Annotated in this window: 13 protein-coding genes, 1 tRNA gene and 1 pseudogene; 5 read left to right on the top strand and 10 right to left on the bottom strand. The window is 73.3% G+C overall.

The genetic code is table 11. The annotated features are described in order from the left end of the window. Positions 1-16 precede the first annotated feature (16 nt). Positions 17-1,156: a DUF2637 domain-containing protein gene (locus tag ABT263_RS10410; RefSeq protein ID WP_329487471.1), complete on the bottom strand. Its 1,140-nt coding sequence runs from the start codon at positions 1,154-1,156 to the stop codon at positions 17-19. A gap of 397 nt (positions 1,157-1,553) precedes the next feature. Here ABT263_RS10410 and ABT263_RS10405 point away from each other — a divergent pair, with 397 nt between their 5' ends. After that, a complete protein-coding gene (locus ABT263_RS10405) occupies positions 1,554-2,294 on the top strand; it encodes a Tellurium resistance (RefSeq protein WP_329487470.1) in 741 nt (246 codons plus the stop codon). 16 nt (positions 2,295-2,310) lie between these two features. Here the strand turns inward: ABT263_RS10405 and ABT263_RS10400 are convergent, their stop codons facing one another. Further along, a complete protein-coding gene (locus ABT263_RS10400) occupies positions 2,311-3,471 on the bottom strand; it encodes a TerD family protein (RefSeq protein WP_352289694.1) in 1,161 nt (386 codons plus the stop codon). A 471-nt stretch (positions 3,472-3,942) separates the two neighbouring features. On the opposite strand from ABT263_RS10400, the gene ABT263_RS10395 reads away from it, so the two are divergent. The 3 genes from ABT263_RS10395 to ABT263_RS10385 all read left to right on the top strand — a co-directional run bounded on the left by ABT263_RS10395 (position 3,943) and on the right by ABT263_RS10385 (position 8,955). Beyond that, positions 3,943-5,289, top strand: a complete 1,347-nt coding sequence (locus tag ABT263_RS10395) for an HpcH/HpaI aldolase/citrate lyase family protein (protein WP_352289691.1) — start codon at positions 3,943-3,945, stop codon at positions 5,287-5,289. Between the two features lie 190 nt (positions 5,290-5,479). Further along, positions 5,480-7,978 (top strand): phosphoribosyltransferase, encoded by a 2,499-nt coding sequence (locus ABT263_RS10390; protein ID WP_352289688.1) that lies wholly within the window; start codon positions 5,480-5,482, stop codon positions 7,976-7,978. A gap of 5 nt (positions 7,979-7,983) precedes the next feature. Beyond that, the gene (locus ABT263_RS10385; RefSeq protein WP_352289685.1) at positions 7,984-8,955 is read left to right on the top strand and encodes an HAD family hydrolase; all 972 of its coding nucleotides are present in this window, start codon (positions 7,984-7,986) and stop codon (positions 8,953-8,955) included. Between the two features lie 32 nt (positions 8,956-8,987). Here the strand turns inward: ABT263_RS10385 and ABT263_RS10380 are convergent, their stop codons facing one another. Both ABT263_RS10380 and ABT263_RS10375 read right to left on the bottom strand, forming a co-directional pair. Continuing rightward, the gene (locus ABT263_RS10380; protein ID WP_329487465.1) at positions 8,988-9,209 is read right to left on the bottom strand and encodes an FmdB family zinc ribbon protein; all 222 of its coding nucleotides are present in this window, start codon (positions 9,207-9,209) and stop codon (positions 8,988-8,990) included. 124 nt (positions 9,210-9,333) lie between these two features. Next, positions 9,334-10,653, bottom strand: a complete 1,320-nt coding sequence (locus ABT263_RS10375) for a coiled-coil domain-containing protein (RefSeq protein WP_329487464.1) — start codon at positions 10,651-10,653, stop codon at positions 9,334-9,336. A gap of 210 nt (positions 10,654-10,863) precedes the next feature. Here ABT263_RS10375 and ABT263_RS10370 point away from each other — a divergent pair. Continuing rightward, positions 10,864-10,935, top strand: a tRNA-Val gene (locus tag ABT263_RS10370). A gap of 65 nt (positions 10,936-11,000) precedes the next feature. Here the strand turns inward: ABT263_RS10370 and ABT263_RS10365 are convergent. From ABT263_RS10365 to ABT263_RS10340, 6 genes and pseudogenes are all read right to left on the bottom strand, one after another. Then, positions 11,001-12,254: a restriction endonuclease gene (locus ABT263_RS10365; protein ID WP_352289683.1), complete on the bottom strand. Its 1,254-nt coding sequence runs from the start codon at positions 12,252-12,254 to the stop codon at positions 11,001-11,003. A gap of 159 nt (positions 12,255-12,413) precedes the next feature. Further along, positions 12,414-13,076 (bottom strand): annotated as a pseudogene (locus tag ABT263_RS10360) (tyrosine-type recombinase/integrase); the annotation flags it as partial. 94 nt (positions 13,077-13,170) lie between these two features. Beyond that, positions 13,171-13,362 carry a hypothetical protein gene (locus ABT263_RS10355; protein WP_352289678.1) on the bottom strand — a complete coding sequence of 64 codons (192 nt, stop codon included), beginning with the start codon at positions 13,360-13,362 and terminating at the stop codon, positions 13,171-13,173. After that, positions 13,359-13,568 carry a hypothetical protein gene (locus ABT263_RS10350; RefSeq protein ID WP_352289675.1) on the bottom strand — a complete coding sequence of 70 codons (210 nt, stop codon included), beginning with the start codon at positions 13,566-13,568 and terminating at the stop codon, positions 13,359-13,361. Before ABT263_RS10350 ends, ABT263_RS10355 begins: the two co-directional genes overlap by 4 nt. Before the next feature lie 79 nt (positions 13,569-13,647). Then, a complete protein-coding gene (locus ABT263_RS10345; protein ID WP_352289672.1) occupies positions 13,648-15,054 on the bottom strand; it encodes an FtsK/SpoIIIE domain-containing protein in 1,407 nt (468 codons plus the stop codon). Between the two features lie 5 nt (positions 15,055-15,059). Continuing rightward, positions 15,060-15,416, bottom strand: coding sequence for an SCO3933 family regulatory protein (locus tag ABT263_RS10340; RefSeq protein WP_352289669.1), 357 nt, complete (start codon positions 15,414-15,416; stop codon positions 15,060-15,062). Positions 15,417-15,474 lie beyond the last annotated feature (58 nt).

Here is a 15,474-nt window from a genome sequence, read left to right as displayed (position 1 = left end):
CCCCGCTGCGGGAGGGTCAGCCGAGCTGCTGCTCGATGGCGCGCAGCTTGCGCTCCAGCGAGTCCAGCTTGGGCATCGACAGGGTGTCGTCGTCGGCCGTCAGGTCGATGGTCGAGCTGCGGTAGGAGGACGACGAGGAGCCGCTGCCGAGGTAGGACGAGTCGCCGAACGGGTCGGTCGAGGAGGACCCGACGGCGGCCCGCGGGCGGCGGCCGGCCTCCAGGGCGCTCAGCGAAGCGGGTTCCAGCACGGAGCGGCCGGTCTGGGAGGTGGCGTCGGCGTCAGCGGCTAGGGCAGGCTCCGAAGCGTTCGGGCCGTCTCCGGCAGCGGTGAGCGCGGGCACCTGACGGCCGCCGCGGGCCCGGGCCAGCATCCCGCTCTGGCGGGAGATGGCCTTGAGCTCGGCGCGCTCGCGGCGGTCGGCGCTGCGGGCGCGCAGCTTGGCGGCCTCCTTCGTCTGGCGCTCCTCGCGGACCTCCTCGACCGCCTCGTCCAGGCTGCGGACGTTCTCCAGCAGCATCAGCGACCAGGCGGCGTAGGTCTCGCGGGGGGCGCGCAGCCAGCGGACGATCCGGATCTGCGGCAGCGGACGCGGGACGAGGCCCTGCTCGCGCAGCGCGGCCTTGCGGGTCTGCTTCAGCGCCCGGTCGAACAGGATCGCGGCCGAGATGGACATCCCGGAGAAGAACTGCGGGGCGCCGTCGTGGGACACGCCGCGCGGGGCGTGCACCCAGTTGAACCAGGCCGAGGCGATCGCGAACACCCAGACCAGCAGGCGCGAACCGAGCGCCGCGTCACCGTGGCTGGCCTCGCGCACGGCGAGGACGGAGCAGAACATCGCGGCGCCGTCCAGGCCGAACGGGACGAGGTACTCCCAGCCGTTGGACAGGCCCAGGTTCTCCTTGCCGAAGCCCACCAGGCCGTGGAACGAGAGCGCGGCGGCGACGCCGGCGCAGCAGAACAGCAGGACGTAGGAGGAGATTCCGTAGATCATCTCCTTGCGCCGGCGGCGCTCCTCGGTGCGCTCCCAGGAGTCACCCGAGTCCTCGTTCTTGGTCGTGTTCTTGAAGCGCAGCGTCGCCACCAGGATGGCGGTGAACAGCAGGGCTGCGCCGCCGATGACGGTCCAGACCAGCTGTATGGAGGTCAGGTTCATTGCGGGTCGGGCCTCGGGTTTCCGCAGGGGACAGGTCACAGTGCGACACAGACGATCAGATCCCGTCGCCGGGACAGGGCCTGACGGTGCGTCCTTGCCGCCGGGCGCCCACCGCGCCCGGGCAGGGGCGGTCGGGACACCTGTGCGGCTAGACGATATCGCGTCCGAAGGGGCGGCATGTTACGGGAGGGGACCTTCGTCCCGCCAGCCGACCCGCCGTCGGCTCCCGGCCGCCGTCGGGTGGTCGGCCGGTGGTCGGCCGGTGTCCCGCCGGTGCACCGTCGGTGTCCGGTTCACGTGGCTGGGTAAGCAGTTCGGGTACCCGGCGGGCGGGCTGATGCCGGATCATTGGGCGACGGACCGCCGGACCGGCCGGCGGCCCTGGGGGAGGACTGGGATGGCCTCGATTTGGGAGTACCTGCGCGGGGAGCGGAACACCCTGGACCCGGGCGGGCAGCACAAGATCACACTCACCAAGTCGACACCGCAGCACGCGATCACCGGGGCCGCGGCCACCACCGGCTACCTCTACGTCAACCTGCACTGGACCACCCGGATAGGAGCGCCGCGCTCCTCGGGCCGGGACGCGCTCAAGCGCTGGTTCAGCCCGCGCATCCTCAGCCCGGTGGAGCCGGACACGCAGCAGGGCGCCCAGCTCAACGTCGACCTCGACCTGGCCTGCATGTACGAACTGTCCGACGGCAGCCGGGGCGTGGTGCAACCGCTCGGCGGCTACTTCGGGGACCTCCAGCGCGCGCCCTTCGTCAAGCTCAGCGGCGACGACCAGTACGGGGCGCCGTCCGGCGAGACGATGTACGTGAACCTGGAGAAGAAGGACCAGTTCAAGCGGCTGCTCATCTTCGTCTACATCTACGACGGCACACCCGCGTTCGAGCAGGCCAACGCGGTGGTGACGATCGTGCCGCAGACCGGTCCGCGGATCGAGATCAAGCTGGAGGAACGCGCCCCGGCCGCCCGTTCCTGCGCGGTGGTGCTGATCGAGAACTCCGGGGACAACCAGCTGACGGTGCGCCGCGAGGTGCGCTACGTCAACGGCTTCCAGGCGGACATCGACCGGCTGTACGGCTTCGGGATGCAGTGGCAGCGCGGGTACAAGGGCCCGTCCGGGCCGGAGTAGCGGCCCCGCGCGGCGGTCAGCGGGGCTGGAACTGCGGGCCCTGCGGCGGCAGCGCGAACTCCTCGGGGGCAGCCGGGGGCTGCGGGGCCGGCAGGGCCTGCTGCTGGGCCTGCTGCTGGGCCTGCTGCTGGGACGGCGGCGCGGTGGCCGACTGGGGGTAGCCGTAGCCGCCCTGCTGCTGCGGTGCGGGCTGCGGCGGGTACCCGTAGGTGCCCTGCTGCTGCGGGTAGGGCTGCTGCGGTGCCTGGTGGGCCGGCTGCGGGTAGCCGTACCCGGGGCGCGGGGCCTGCTGGGGGTAGCCGTAGCCGCCCTGCTGGGGGCCGGGCTGCGGGTACCCGTACCCCGGTTGCCGGGCCGGGGGCGCGGGCGGGACGGTCGGCGCGGTCGTCGGCATCGCGGGCGGCGCCTGCGGCGGCGGGGGAGCGTGCGCGGGTACGGCCGGGGCCGACGCGGGCCGCTGCGGGGCGGCGGCCTGCGCGGCGCCGAGCGGGACGGCGGGCGCCAGGGTGTACGTGCCCGGCTCGGGGCGGGCGACGGGGCGCGGGTCCGGCACGGCGGCGCGCGGGTCGGCCCCCGGCGCGTGCGGGCCCGGCCGGTCGGCCGGACCGGCGCCGCGGGAGTCCGCCGCGCCGTCCTCGACGGTGATCCCGAAGTCGGTGGCCAGGCCGATCAGCCCGGACGCGTAGCCCTGGCCGACGGCCCGGAACTTCCACGACCCGGCCCGGCGGTAGAGCTCGCCCGCGACCAGCGCGGTGACGTCGTCGTTCTCGGGCATCGCGAACTCGGCGAGCGCGGCGGCGCCCTCTCCGGCGCCGGCGTCGAAGAGCAGCAGGCGTAGCCCGGTCACGGAGCGGAACGATCCGCCCTCGGAGGAGCCGGCCAGCACCACCCGGTCCACCTCGGGCGGCAGCTTGGCGAGCTCCGCCTCCACGGTGTCGGCGATCTCGGCGCCGGCGGCGGTCTGCTGCTTGGGCAGGTGGCGCACCAGGCCCGACGGGTGCCTCGGCTGGTTGTAGAAGACGAAGTCGGCATCCGAACGAACCCTGCCCTCGGCGCCGAGGAGCAGCGCGGAGGCGTCCACGTCCGGCGCACCGGGCGTGGCGCTCCAGCGCAGCACGGCGCGGACCGCCGCCACCGGCAGTGCGATGTTGGCGCCCTTGGCCATCACGTGCGTCATAGCGGACCATCCTGCCTGTTCGCCACCCCTTCGGACAACGTGACCGGAGGGGGCGCGGCCATCGGACTTTGCCAATGCTTGCGGTTTGTGAAGCGGAGGGTAATCTTCCGAGAATTCGATGTTTCCGAATCGCATTCGACCGGAAGTCGTCCGTACGATAGGCGGCCAGAGGGCCCCGGGGGGTTCGGCGAGGGGGATCAGCAGCGCGCGCCCGGGAACCACCGGGCCCGGTGGACCGGTTAACCATCGTGACGCCCCGCACCCCGCAACGGTGCCCGACGGCCCGCACTCCGACCTCCCGCAGCCCGACTCCCCACCTGATCGCGGCACCCCCCGAGCCGCCTCCGCACCCCCTCCAGGCCCCCTTCCGCACCCCCGAGCACCGCCCGCACCTTCCTGAGCACGAACCCCGCACGCCCCTGAGCACGAACCCCGCCGGGACCGGCGGCCGCAACCCCTGAGGAGAGCACCATGCGCCATTTCGGCCACCTCGCCGACGACGTACGCGGCCGGCTCTTCCTCGAACAGCCCAGGGCCTTCTCGGCGGAGAGCGACGCGGCCGTCCTCGCCACCGCGCTGGGCGCGACCCTCTACAGCCCCGCCACCCGGCCCACGCTGGGTGAGGACATCCGCAAGCAGGCGGGTCGGGGCGTGGTCTCGATGGTGCTCTGCCTGGAGGACGCGATCGCCGACCACGAGGTGACCGCGGCCGAGGCCAACCTGGTGGTGCAGCTCGGCGAGCTCTTCGCGGAGCCGCACGGCGGGCTTCCATCGCGGGGCGGGGCGCCCGGCGCGGCCGGGGAGGCGGCGGTCCGCGACGACCTGCGGGCGCGCGGCGAGGTGCGCCCGGAGATGCCCGGCGGGTGGCTCGGGGAGGTGCGGGGAGTGACGTCCGAGCCGGCCGAGGCCGCCGAAACCTCCATCGCTCGCACACAGGATCTGCCCCTCCTCTTCATCAGGGTCCGAGCCGCCTCCCAGATCACCGACCTCGCCGACCGGCTCGGCCCGGCGATCGGGCTGCTCACCGGTTTCGTCCTGCCGAAGTTCACCGACGAGAGCGGTGGCGAGTTCCTGGAGGCGCTCGCCGGCGCCGAGGCGGCCACCGGCCGCCGGCTGTTCGCCATGCCCGTCCTGGAGTCCCCCGAACTGGCCCACCTGGAGACCCGCCGCGAGCAGCTGTTCGGCATCGCCCGGCTGCTCGACAAGCACCGGGCGCGCGTCCTCGCCGTCCGGCTCGGAGTCACCGACCTCTGCTCCGCGTACGGGCTGCGCCGCTCGCCCGACCTGACCGCGTACGACGTCGCGCTGGTCGCGGCGGTGATCGGGGACGTGGTCAACGTGCTCGGCCGGGCCGACGGCACCGGGTTCACCGTGACCGGTCCGGTCTGGGAGTACTTCCCCGTCCAGGAGCGGATGTTCAAGCCGCAGCTGCGCCGCACCCCGTTCGCCGAGGCGGAGCCCTCCGGGGTGGCCGTGCGCCAGCGGATCATCGACCACGACCTGGACGGCCTGATCCGCGAGATCGAGCTCGACCGGGCCAACGGACTGCTCGGCAAGACCTGCATCCACCCCAGCCACGTCCCCGCCGTGCACGCGCTCTCCGTGGTCACCCATGAGGAGTACAGCGACGCGCGGGACATCCTGGACCAGGAACGCGGCGGCGGCGGGGTGCTGCGTTCGGCGTACACCAACAAGATGAACGAGGCCAAGCCGCACCGGGCCTGGGCCGAGCGGGTGATGCTGCGCGCCGAGGCGTTCGGGGTGGCGAGGGAGGACGTCAGCTTCGCGGAGCTGCTCTCGGCCTGCCTCTGCGGCTGACCGCGGGGGCTCGTGGCTCGTGGCTCGTGGGTCTCGGGCCTCCGCTTCTCGTACCTATCCCGCTTCTCGCACCGCCGCGCTACCCGTACTTCTCGTACTTCTCGTACCTCTCGTACCTCTCGTACCTCTCGTACCTCTCGTATCTCTCGGACCGACCGCACGACTCGCACCATCGAAGGCAGGACCAGTAGTGACAGCACAGCAAGAGTGGACCGGTCGCTGGGTGGCCGACCGGGCGGGCGTCGGTCTGACCGGCTCGGACCGCCTCCCCGACCTGGTCGGCCTCGCCCTGCGCGAGAACCCCAAGCGCGCCCACCTGCTGGTCTCCACCGTGCTCGGCAAGCACGTCCCGCAGCGCCCGTCCGTGGTGCACGGCGCCGGTCTCGACCTCGGCCGCCTGGTGCGCGAGCTGCTGGGCGAGGAGGCGGCCGCCCGTGCCGTCGTGCTCGGCTACGCCGAGACCGCCACCGGCCTGGGCCACAGCGTCGCCGACGGCCTGGACGCCCCCTACCTGCACTCCACGCGCCGCCCGGTGGCCGGGCTGACCCCGGTCGGCGGCTTCGAGGAGGAGCACTCGCACGCCACCTCCCACCTGCTGCTGCCCGCCGACCCCGCGCTGCTGGCCGGTGACGGCCCGCTGGTCCTGGTGGACGACGAGTTCTCCACCGGCAACACCGTGCTCAACACCATCCGCGAGCTGCACGCGCGCCACCCGCGCGCCCACTACGTCGTGGTCGCCCTGGTCGACCTGCGCGACGAGAGCGACCGCCGCCGACTGGTCGACACCGCCGCCGAACTCGGCACCCGGCTCGACCTGGTCGCCGCGGCCGGCGGCGGCGTCGAGCTGCCGGCCGACATCCTCGCCCGCGCCGCCGCGCTGATCGCCGAGGTCGGCCCCGCGCCGGAGCCGCCCCCGGCCGCCCCCGCCCCGCTGGTCCGGGTCGCCCTCGACTGGCCCGCGGGCCTGCCGGACGGCGGACGGCACGGCTTCAGCGCCGCGCACCGGGCGCAACTCGAAGAGGCGCTACCGCAGTTGGCGTCCCAGCTGGCCGCCGCGCTGGAGCCGGGCGACACCGGCCCGGCGGCGGGCGAGGGCCGGGAGTCCGGCGCGGCCGGCTCCGGCCGGGTGCTGGTCCTCGGCTGTGAGGAGCTGATGTACGCGCCGCTGCGCCTCGCCGGCGCCCTCGCGGACCACCTCCCCGACGGCGAGGAGCGGGTCCGCTACTCCACCACCACCCGCTCGCCCGTCCTCGCGGTGGACGACCCGGGCTACGCCATCCGCACCCGGCTCTCCTTCCCCGCCCACGACGGTCCGCAGGACGGCGGTTCGCGCGAGCGCTTCGTCTACAACGTCGCCCCCGGCGCCGACCCGGCCCGCCGCTTCGACGCGGTGGTGCTGGTGGTCGACGACGTGGCCGACACCCCCGAACTGCACGACGGCGAACGCTCCCTGCTCGCCCAGCTGCGGCAGGTCACCGACCGGGTGGTGCTCGCCGTGCTGCCCTCGCACCGGCCGGTCCCGGCCGTCCGGCCGCAGCGGAGCGCGCTGCCTACGCCGCTGCACGGCCCGGAGTTCTCCTCCTACCGCGCCGACGAGGTCTCCTGGCTGCTCAAGGACCTCTCCGACGTCCCGCTGGAGGCCCCGACCGAGGAGCGCGAGGAGGCCGTCCAGAACGGCGGCGCCCACTACGCGGAGTCCCTGCCGGTGGAGTACCAGCCCAGCCCCGAGTACCAGGAACTGTTCCACCAGGCCCTGCGGATCTCCGCCCGCCGGATCGCGCTCGCCGTCGGCACCGTCGCGGAGACGCTGCTCCGCGAGCGCGGCCGCGGCCTGGTGCTCGCCTCGCTGGCCCGGGCCGGCACCCCGGTGGGCGTCCTGATCCGTCGCTGGCTGGCCTTCGCGCACGGCCTGGACACCCCGCACTACGCCGTCTCGATCATCCGCGGCCGCGGCCTGGACCCGGTCGCCGTCCGCTACCTGGACGCCCACCACCACGCCCCCGACGTCGTGTTTGTGGACGGCTGGACCGGCAAGGGCGCGATCACCCGCGAACTCGCCGAGGCCCTGGCCGGCACCGCCTTCGACCCCGAACTGGCCGTCCTGGCCGACCCCGGCCGCTGCGTGCGCACCTACGGCACCCGGGACGACTTCCTCATCCCCTCCGCCTGCCTCAACTCGACCGTCTCCGGCCTGGTCTCCCGCACCGTGCTGCGCACCGACCTGATCGGCCCGGACGACTTCCACGGCGCCAAGCACTACACCGAACTGGCCGGCGGGGACGTCTCCGGCGCCTTCCTGGACACCGTCGCCGACCACTTCGCCGAGGTCCTGGACGAGGTGCGGACGGCGGCCGACCGGCTCGCCGCCGAGGACCGCACCCCCGACTGGGCCGGCTGGGCCGCCGTCGAGCGGATCAGCGCCGAGTACGGCATCGACAACGTCAACCTGGTGAAGCCCGGCGTCGGCGAGACCACCCGGGTCATGCTGCGCCGCGTCCCCTGGCGGGTGCTGGCCCGCCGCGGCACCGGCGCCGACCTCGACCACGTCCGTCTGCTCGCCGCCCAGCGCGGCATCCCCGTCGAGGAGGTCGACGACCTGCCGTACTCGTGCGTCGGCCTGATCCACCCCCGCTACAGCCGGGGAGCGACCGGCGCCTCCGGCACGGCCGTCCTGGTGAAGGAGTCCTGAACCCGATGAGCAGCCCCAGTGGTTTCCTGGTCGCGAGCGACCTCGACCGCACCCTGATCTACAGCAACCGCGCCCTCGCCCTGGACGTGCCCGACCGGCTCGCACCGCGGTTGCTCTCCGTCGAGGTGCACGACGGCAAGGCGCTCTCGTTCATGACCGAGCAGGCCGCCGGGCTGCTCGTCGAACTCGCCCGCGAAGCCCTGCTCGTCCCCGCCACCACCCGGACCAGGACGCAGTACGAACGGGTCAACCTGCCCGGCCCGACGCCCGGTTGGATCCCCGCCTACGCGATCTGCAGCAACGGCGGCCGGCTGCTCGTCGACGGCGTCCCGGACGAGGACTGGCAGGCCGAGGTGGCCGGCCGGCTGGCCACCGCGTCGGTGCCGCTGGCCGAGGTGGTCGAACACCTGGCGCTCTGCGCGGACCCGGAGTGGACCCACAAGCGCCGGGTCGCCGACGAGCTCTTCGCCTACCTGGTCGTCGAACGCGCCGAGCTGCCGGCCGGCTGGCTCGACGAACTCACCGGCTGGTGCGCCGAGCGCGGCTGGACCGTCTCGCTGCAGGGCCGCAAGGTCTACGCCGTCCCGGCGCCGCTGAGCAAGAGCGCGGCGCTGGCCGAGGTGGAGCGGCGCGTCGGCGGCGCCACCGTGCTGGCTGCCGGCGACTCGCTGCTCGACGCGGACCTGCTGCTGGCCGCCGACGCGGCCTGGCGCCCCGGGCACGGCGAACTCGCCGACAGCGGCTGGACGGCCCCCGGGGTCACCGCACTCGACCAGGTGGGCGTGGCGGCGGGGGAGGAGATCATCCGTCAGTTCCTGGCCCGTGTCCGGGGCGGGGCAGGCGTGGGTGTGGGTGCGACTGCGGGTGCGACTGCGGGCCCGGAGGTTTCGCGGGCCGTCGGTACGGAGGGCCCGCGGACCGCCGACTCGGACGGCGGGCCGGAGGCCGGCTCGCTGGAGTCCGTGGCCAAGGGCTGAGGCCAGGCGCCGCCGGCCGGTCCCCGCTCAGGTCAGCCGCAGCAACCGCCGCCGCAGCAGCCGCCCCCGCCACCGGACGGGGCCTGCTGCGCGGCGCCGCCGGACGCGCCGCCGGTGACGGCGACGGCCGACAGCAGCTTCACGGTGTCCTCGTGCCCCTGCGGGCAGACCGCGGGGTCGTTGGCCTGCGCCATCGTGCGGCGGAGTTCGAAGGTGGCCCCGCAGGAGCGGCAGCGGAAGTCGTAGCGTGGCATACCGGCAGGGTAGCCCGGCGCGGGCCGGCGGTGCAGGGGGCCCGCACGATCCGTGGGGGCACCGGGGCTGCCGGGGCCGCCAAGGTCGCCGGGCCGCCGGCGGGGTGGCCAGGGGCGGCTCGCGCTACCGGTGGCCGCCCAGGTCCTCGCGGATCAGCTCCACCACTTGCGCCGCCGTCTCCCGCACCGCCGCCAGCTCGGTCAGGAAGTGCCAGTAGTCAGGGTGCCGGCCGGCCGTCTCCAGCGCCTCGACCGCCCGGTCCAGCCGGCCGACCGCCGCGTCCAGCGGAGCCGCGTGCCGCGGGTCCGGCGCCTGCCGCCCCGCCATCGCGAGCCGCTGGGCGTCCCGGAGCGCGAAGCGGGTCCGCTCGATCTCCCGGTTCGGATCGTGCTGCACCTCGTTCAGCTGCCGCAGCCGCTCGTTCACGGCGACCACCGAGCCGTCCGCGGTGTCCAGCAGCGCGCGCACCGTGCCGAGCGCACCGGTCGCGTCCGGCCAGCGCTGCTCGTCGCGCGCCCGCGCCGCCTCGGCGAGCTTCTGCTCCGCCGCCCGCCCCGCCTCCGCCACCTGGTCCGGCACCCGCTGGAGGTCCTGCCAGCACGCCGTGGCGAACCGCCGCCGCAGCTCGCTCAGGGCCGGCTCCACCGTGCCGGCCTTGGTCTCCAGCGCCTGGATCCGGGTCCGCAGGCTCGCCACCCGCCGGTCGATCTCCCGGGCCCGCTCCGGCAGGTGCTCCGCGTCCGCCGTGATCGCGTCGGCCCGCTCCTTCACCCGCTCCGCGCGCTGCAGCGTCGCCGCCACCCCGTGCCGGCCCGCGCCCTCGTTCAGCCGGCCCAACTCCGGGCTCAGCTCCGCCAGCCGGGCCGCCAGGTCGTCCGCCTTCAGCCCCGCGCCGCGCACCGCCTCCAGCGTGGTGGTCGCGGTCAGCAACGACCGCTTCGCCCCCTCCACCGCCGGGGTCACCCGCATCAGCTGCGACTCGGCGTGCTGCAGCACCGGCTGCAACCGCTGCAGGAAGCCGTCCAGCTCAGCCTGCGCCGACCCGAGCTGCCCCTTCACGTCCTGCAACTGGTGCCGGGCCCGCGCCGCGGCACCGGACTCCAGCTCCTCGGCATCCAGATCGTGCGCGTCCAGCGCCGCCAGGTAGTTCACCGTCACCTGGTCCACCCGGCCGGAGATCGCCTCGAAATCCGCCGCCGCCCGCTGCGCCGTCGCGCCGTCCTCCGCCGCGCGCACCGTCTCCACCGCCAGCCGCACCTCGCGCTGGGTGGAGTCCAACTCGTAGAACGCCTGCTGCGCCGCGTCCCGGGCCGCCTTCGCGTCCGCCCGCACCCCCTCGCCGCCGCGCCGGCCCCACCAGCCCCCGCCCGTACCGAACGACGCCGCCCCGGCGGCGCCCAGCGCGCCCGCGATCACCAGCGGCAACACCAGGGCCTCGGCCACCGCACTCCCCGGCCGCCGCCCCCACCCACTCCCGTCGGCCACCCTCACTGCGCGCTCCCTGTTCCGACCGCTGATCCACTGCCCATTGTTCCCGATCGCCCCACCACACCGGCACCCCCACCCATCCCACTCCCCGAGCACCCGCACCACACCACCCCCCGGGACCAGGTACTCTAGGCAGTCGTCGTGCCCCCACCGGGCCGCGACGGGGGGCGCGTAGCTCAGTGGTAGAGCGCTGCTCTTACAAAGCAGATGTCGGCGGTTCGAAACCGTCCGCGCCCACAGCCACGAAGGGCCAGTTCGGAGGAGTCTTCCTCACGAACTGGCCCTTAGTCCTGTGCGGGGTCTCAGTCGGACTGTGCCACCGGCGTGCCAGATCCCGGTGCTGGGAACCGCTGGGCCAGCCAGGCCTCGACTGCCTCCTTTGAGACGTAGCCGTGCTCCCGGAGCAGGTCGACGATGTCCCGCCCGCTGATCAGCACGACGGGATGCTGGTCGTCCCGGATCTCCTCCTGCATCTGGCGGTGGAAGTACGACGTGGTGACGAGCACACCGAAGTTGCGGTGGCGCAGGCGTGAGATCAGCCGGCTGCCCTCCTTGACGCCTACGGAGTGGCTGGGGGAGTAGCACTTGGCTTCGAGGGCGAAGTCGATGGCTATTCGGTCGGTGGGCGGGCCCAGGTGATACTGGCCGACTGCATCGCGCCCGCCGTCGCTGGTGCGGCGGGTCACCTCCACCTGCCCGGTTGCCGGCGCAAGCAGCCGCCACAGCTCGACCGCGCACGCTTCGAAGTCGTGCTCGCGGCCTCGGAAGTGCTCGCGGACTGCCTTCAGGACGGCCTGGGATGCGGGGTCGCCCGGCAACTGCTCGGCCTGCGTGCGGATGACCGTTGTCGCCGGGGCGGTGAGCGGTACGTAAGCGCGGGCCTCAACCCACGTCCGCCAGACATCGGGGCATCCGCCGTCCAGCGGGTCGCCGCCGCCGAGGACATGCTGGATCCAGCCTCGGGGAATGACGGCCTGGTCCAGGACGGTGAAGCGGGACCGGTAGTTCTGGAAGCGTCGGCCGCTGGTTGTACGCCAGATAGCGGCAAGTTCGTCATCAGAGGTCAGCGCCGGGCCGCCCGGTGCGACCAGCCCGCGGAACCGCACGCCGCGGCCGCTGGAGCCAGCCTTCTCGAAGAGGAGGAACGGCGGGATCAGGCGCCGCTCCGCGGGCCCTGCATGAGAGGCCTCGAAGGTGTCCCGCAGCAGGTGGTTCCCGCCCCGCGGGGTTTCGTGCAGCTCGTGGCCGGGAGTCCGGTTGTCCCCGTAGTAGGTGAAGGCGCCGGTCTGGGCGTCGAGCGTGTCCGGCCAGTCGGGCTGGCGTCCGGTCGTGTAGAGGACGGCCAGGCGTACGGTCTGCTTCCACGGTGAGCCAGCCATGCGGAAGCCGCCTTGGTTGCCTACGCCGGGGATCAGCCGGTTGATGGGGTCGTCTGAGCTGTTACCTCTCGTGCCTCCCGGATAGAAGGCGTCGAGCTGGAGGTCGACGCCGCCCAGTTCCTCGAAGGCTGCGGCGGGCTGCTCGATCTGCGGTGACGGTGTGCTGGGCGCGGGCACGTGCGCGGGCTCGTTTCTGCTCGGCGGGCAGTACGTCTGTGCGAACAGGGAGTCTCTCGCGTGCGTGATCAAGCGCTGACACGGGGGCAGTTCTCGCGGGAGAGGAGGCACGAGTGAGGCCGGCCCGGGAGATCGGACCGGCCTCATTGCCTGGCGCGGCTACTGACTGGATTGCGGGGGCTGTTCGTCGCCCTGGAGTGCCTTCCGGACGGCTGCACCCATGCGGTCGGCGATGGCACGGTCCCGGTCGCTGGTCATGTGCTGGTAGATCGCGGCCCGGGTGCTGCTGTGGCCCATCCTGGTCATGAGCTCCCGCGTGCTGGCCCCGTTCTGCGAGGCGAGGGTGTTCCCGGTGTGCCGGAGGTCGTGGAAGTGGGCATCTTCACTCACCCCGGCGGCCGTGCGGGCCCGGATCCAGTCGTCCCGGAAGTTGCTCCGGCGGAGCTTGCCGCCGCGAGGGCCGATGAAGAGGTGCCCATCCGGCCCGGCGCCGGCGAAGTGGTCGAGGTGATTCGCCATGTCGGCCACGATCTCGGCGGGGAAGGCCACCGGCCGGAAGCCGGCGCGGCTCTTCGGCGCCTTGTCGTACAACCGTCCGGTGTTCAGCTCCGCCTGGTTGCGCTGCACCCGGACGAACCGGCCATCCAGATCGACGTGCCTACGGCGGAGCGCGGCCAGCTCACCGAAGCGCAGCGTAGTGATCGCGGTCAGCAGGACCAGGGCTCGCCAGCGAGGGCCGATCGCCTCAGCCACGGCGAACACCTCGGTGACGGAGAGGACAGGACGCTCCGGGACGTCGCACGTGTCGGCGCCTTTGGGGCGGGGTACTCCTTGACGTCGTGCACCGTCCAGAGGCGGCACAGGTCGGCGACCACAACGGCCACGGAGTCGATGTCGCAGGTCACGCGGATCCGGATCACTGGTGCACCTCCAGCGCGATTCCGGAGCCGAGGCAGTCGAGGCACGTGGCTTCCTGCTCGGCGAGCTGGCGGCGGCGCGGACCACGGCCGGTGTAGACGACCTCGGTGATCTGACCGGTGCCCTCGCAGGGCTGGCAGGGCGCGGGCTTGGGCGCCGACGGGCGCTTGCGGGCGGCCACGGCGGTCACCGGTTCACGCGCTGGGCGCGGGCGGCGGCACGGGCGTCGCGGGCGACCTCGGCGGCGTCGCGGTCGCCCGGGTTGGCCTTGGCGATGCGCTCCAACAGGTCGGCTTTATCAGCCAGCAGCGGACCGGGGTTGGCACCCCTCTCGGCGTTGGCCTTGAGCCGGCCGATGAAGGCGCCGATCTCGGCGATGGAGGGCTTGTGGGACACGGGCGTTCTCCTTCGGTTCGGGGCATGGCGGGGGTAGGGACTTGGCGCGGGGTGGTCACGCCGACCGTGGGCGGGGGCTCTACTCGGAGGCCGGAACCGGGGCGAAGATCGGCGGTGCCGAGGGCATCGGCGGGACGCTCACCGCAGCGGCAGCCGATGCGACCTGCGGGCGGAAGGCCGCGAGGCGCGGCAGCGTCGGCACCAGGTGACGGAAGTTCGCGCAGCGGTCAGCGACTTCAGAGAGCGAGCGATACGGCGTGCGGATCTCGGACCAGCGGCCCGAGGTGTCACCGGCGACAGCAACCCCGGGCATGTCGGGGCTGATCCGGGTAGCGGCGAGCATGGCCGTCTCGGAGATGTCGCCGAGGCCCATGCGCGCGGTCTCCAGGTCGTTGACCCGGTGGACAGTGCGGCCGGTGAGCTGGGAACGGAGCAGCGTCGCGCCCTTGCCCAACTCCGAGCCGAAGCGCTGACCCGAGATCTCCAGGAAGATGCCGGCGGCGCGGGCGAGTTGGGCGAGCCGGATGAGCGCGATGACGATCTGGTTCCGGCGTTCCTCATCGGCCTTACCAGCGGCGAGGAAGAGTTCCGCGATCTCGTCCACCAGGACCACGATGGGTACCGGCCGGACCTTGGCGGGCAGGCCCCAGATGTCGGCGGTCACGTCCTCAGCAGCTACCGAGCCGGGGACACCCTGATGGGCGCGGATCAGGTCGTACCGGTCGTCCATCTCGACCAGCAGCGCCAGCAGCAGTCCGAGCGCTTCGCCCGGATCGGTGGCCAGGGCGGACAGCCGCGGGGCGAAGGGGCGCTGTTCCACACCGCGCTTGCAGTCGATACCCACCAGGGCGACCGGCTGAGCGGCCAGGCCATGGACCAGGTTCCGGGTGAACATCGACTTGCCGGACTGGTTGGCGCCGAGATTGAGCCCGTTGGGCACCTGCCGGAAGTCCCGGTAGTGGACGCTGCCGTCGGCCCGGACTGCGACCGGTACCCGCAGCAGGCCGGCGGACTTGGCGGTGACCCGGCGCGGCATGCGGACGTTGCGCAGGACGTCGAAGCCGACCACCCGCAGGTCCACCACGCCGGGCTTGACCTCCGAGGCGTACACCGCGTGGACACCCCAGGCGTGCCGCAGACGCTCGGTGGCGTTCAGCATGTCGGCCGTCTCCTGGCCACGGGCGAGCCGGAGCCGAATCCGCAAACCGGTCGAACTGGCAGTGATGCTACGGATCTTGGGCATCGCGGGGCGCGCCGGCCGGTTGGTGGCCGAGGAGGCCATCGCCCGCCAGAACGAGGGCTCGACGGTGAGGCCGCACGCCTCCATCACGTTCTCGTAGTCGCGCCGGATGCGGTGGACGGTCAGCGGCAGGCCGACGGTCGCCCAGTAGGTGCGCGGGAGCTTGGCCCTCGCGTAGAGGGCGCCGGAGCCGAGAGCCGCAGCGGGGACACCCAGCTCCAGGAGCGCCGTCGTCAAGGCGTCCATGGCGATCAGGCGCTCGCGCCGGCGAAGGCCGGAGCGGAAGTGACGGTCACGGCGTCGGCGCGGAACGCGATGCCCGAGCGCTTCTGACCGTTGAACTCGTTCTCCCACGGCCGCGCGATCAGCCGGGTGACACTGACCAGCATGCCGGGCGCCAGACCGTCCGGGATGCCCGGCTGTGGGACGGTCAGGGACAGGATGTCGGCCTCGCCGTTGGCCACGAAGGTGACGTCCAGGGTGACCAGCGGCGCGCCGGTCTCGGTGTCCATAGCCATCTCGCCGGTGCGGCGGTCCTTGAGCTTCGGGCGGGGCGCTTGGGCGACCATCACCAGCGCGGCGGTCGTGTCGACGGGGATGAAGCGCATGAGCTGGGCTCCTTCATCTGGTCCGGGGGGAGCTATCGACCCTCGGAGCAGCCTCACC

It is taken from the genome of Kitasatospora sp. NPDC001603, assembly GCF_040298365.1.
GTDB lineage: Bacteria > Actinomycetota > Actinomycetes > Streptomycetales > Streptomycetaceae > Kitasatospora.
The sequence above is the reverse complement of the archived record's forward strand: the minus strand, read 5'-3'. Positions and strand labels throughout refer to the sequence as shown.

Bases quoted from the DNA above. Each gene is read 5' to 3' on its own strand.
- ABT263_RS10410 (WP_329487471.1), bottom strand. From the start codon at position 1,156: ATGAACCTGACCTCCATACAGCTGGTCTGGACCGTCATCGGCGGCGCA.
- ABT263_RS10405 (WP_329487470.1), top strand. From the start codon at position 1,554: ATGGCCTCGATTTGGGAGTACCTGCGCGGGGAGCGGAACACCCTGGAC.
- ABT263_RS10400 (WP_352289694.1), bottom strand. From the start codon at position 3,471: ATGACGCACGTGATGGCCAAGGGCGCCAACATCGCACTGCCGGTGGCG.
- ABT263_RS10395 (WP_352289691.1), top strand. From the start codon at position 3,943: ATGCGCCATTTCGGCCACCTCGCCGACGACGTACGCGGCCGGCTCTTC.
- ABT263_RS10385 (WP_352289685.1), top strand. From the start codon at position 7,984: ATGAGCAGCCCCAGTGGTTTCCTGGTCGCGAGCGACCTCGACCGCACC.
- ABT263_RS10380 (WP_329487465.1), bottom strand. From the start codon at position 9,209: ATGCCACGCTACGACTTCCGCTGCCGCTCCTGCGGGGCCACCTTCGAA.
- ABT263_RS10345 (WP_352289672.1), bottom strand. From the start codon at position 15,054: ATGGACGCCTTGACGACGGCGCTCCTGGAGCTGGGTGTCCCCGCTGCG.
- ABT263_RS10340 (WP_352289669.1), bottom strand. From the start codon at position 15,416: ATGCGCTTCATCCCCGTCGACACGACCGCCGCGCTGGTGATGGTCGCC.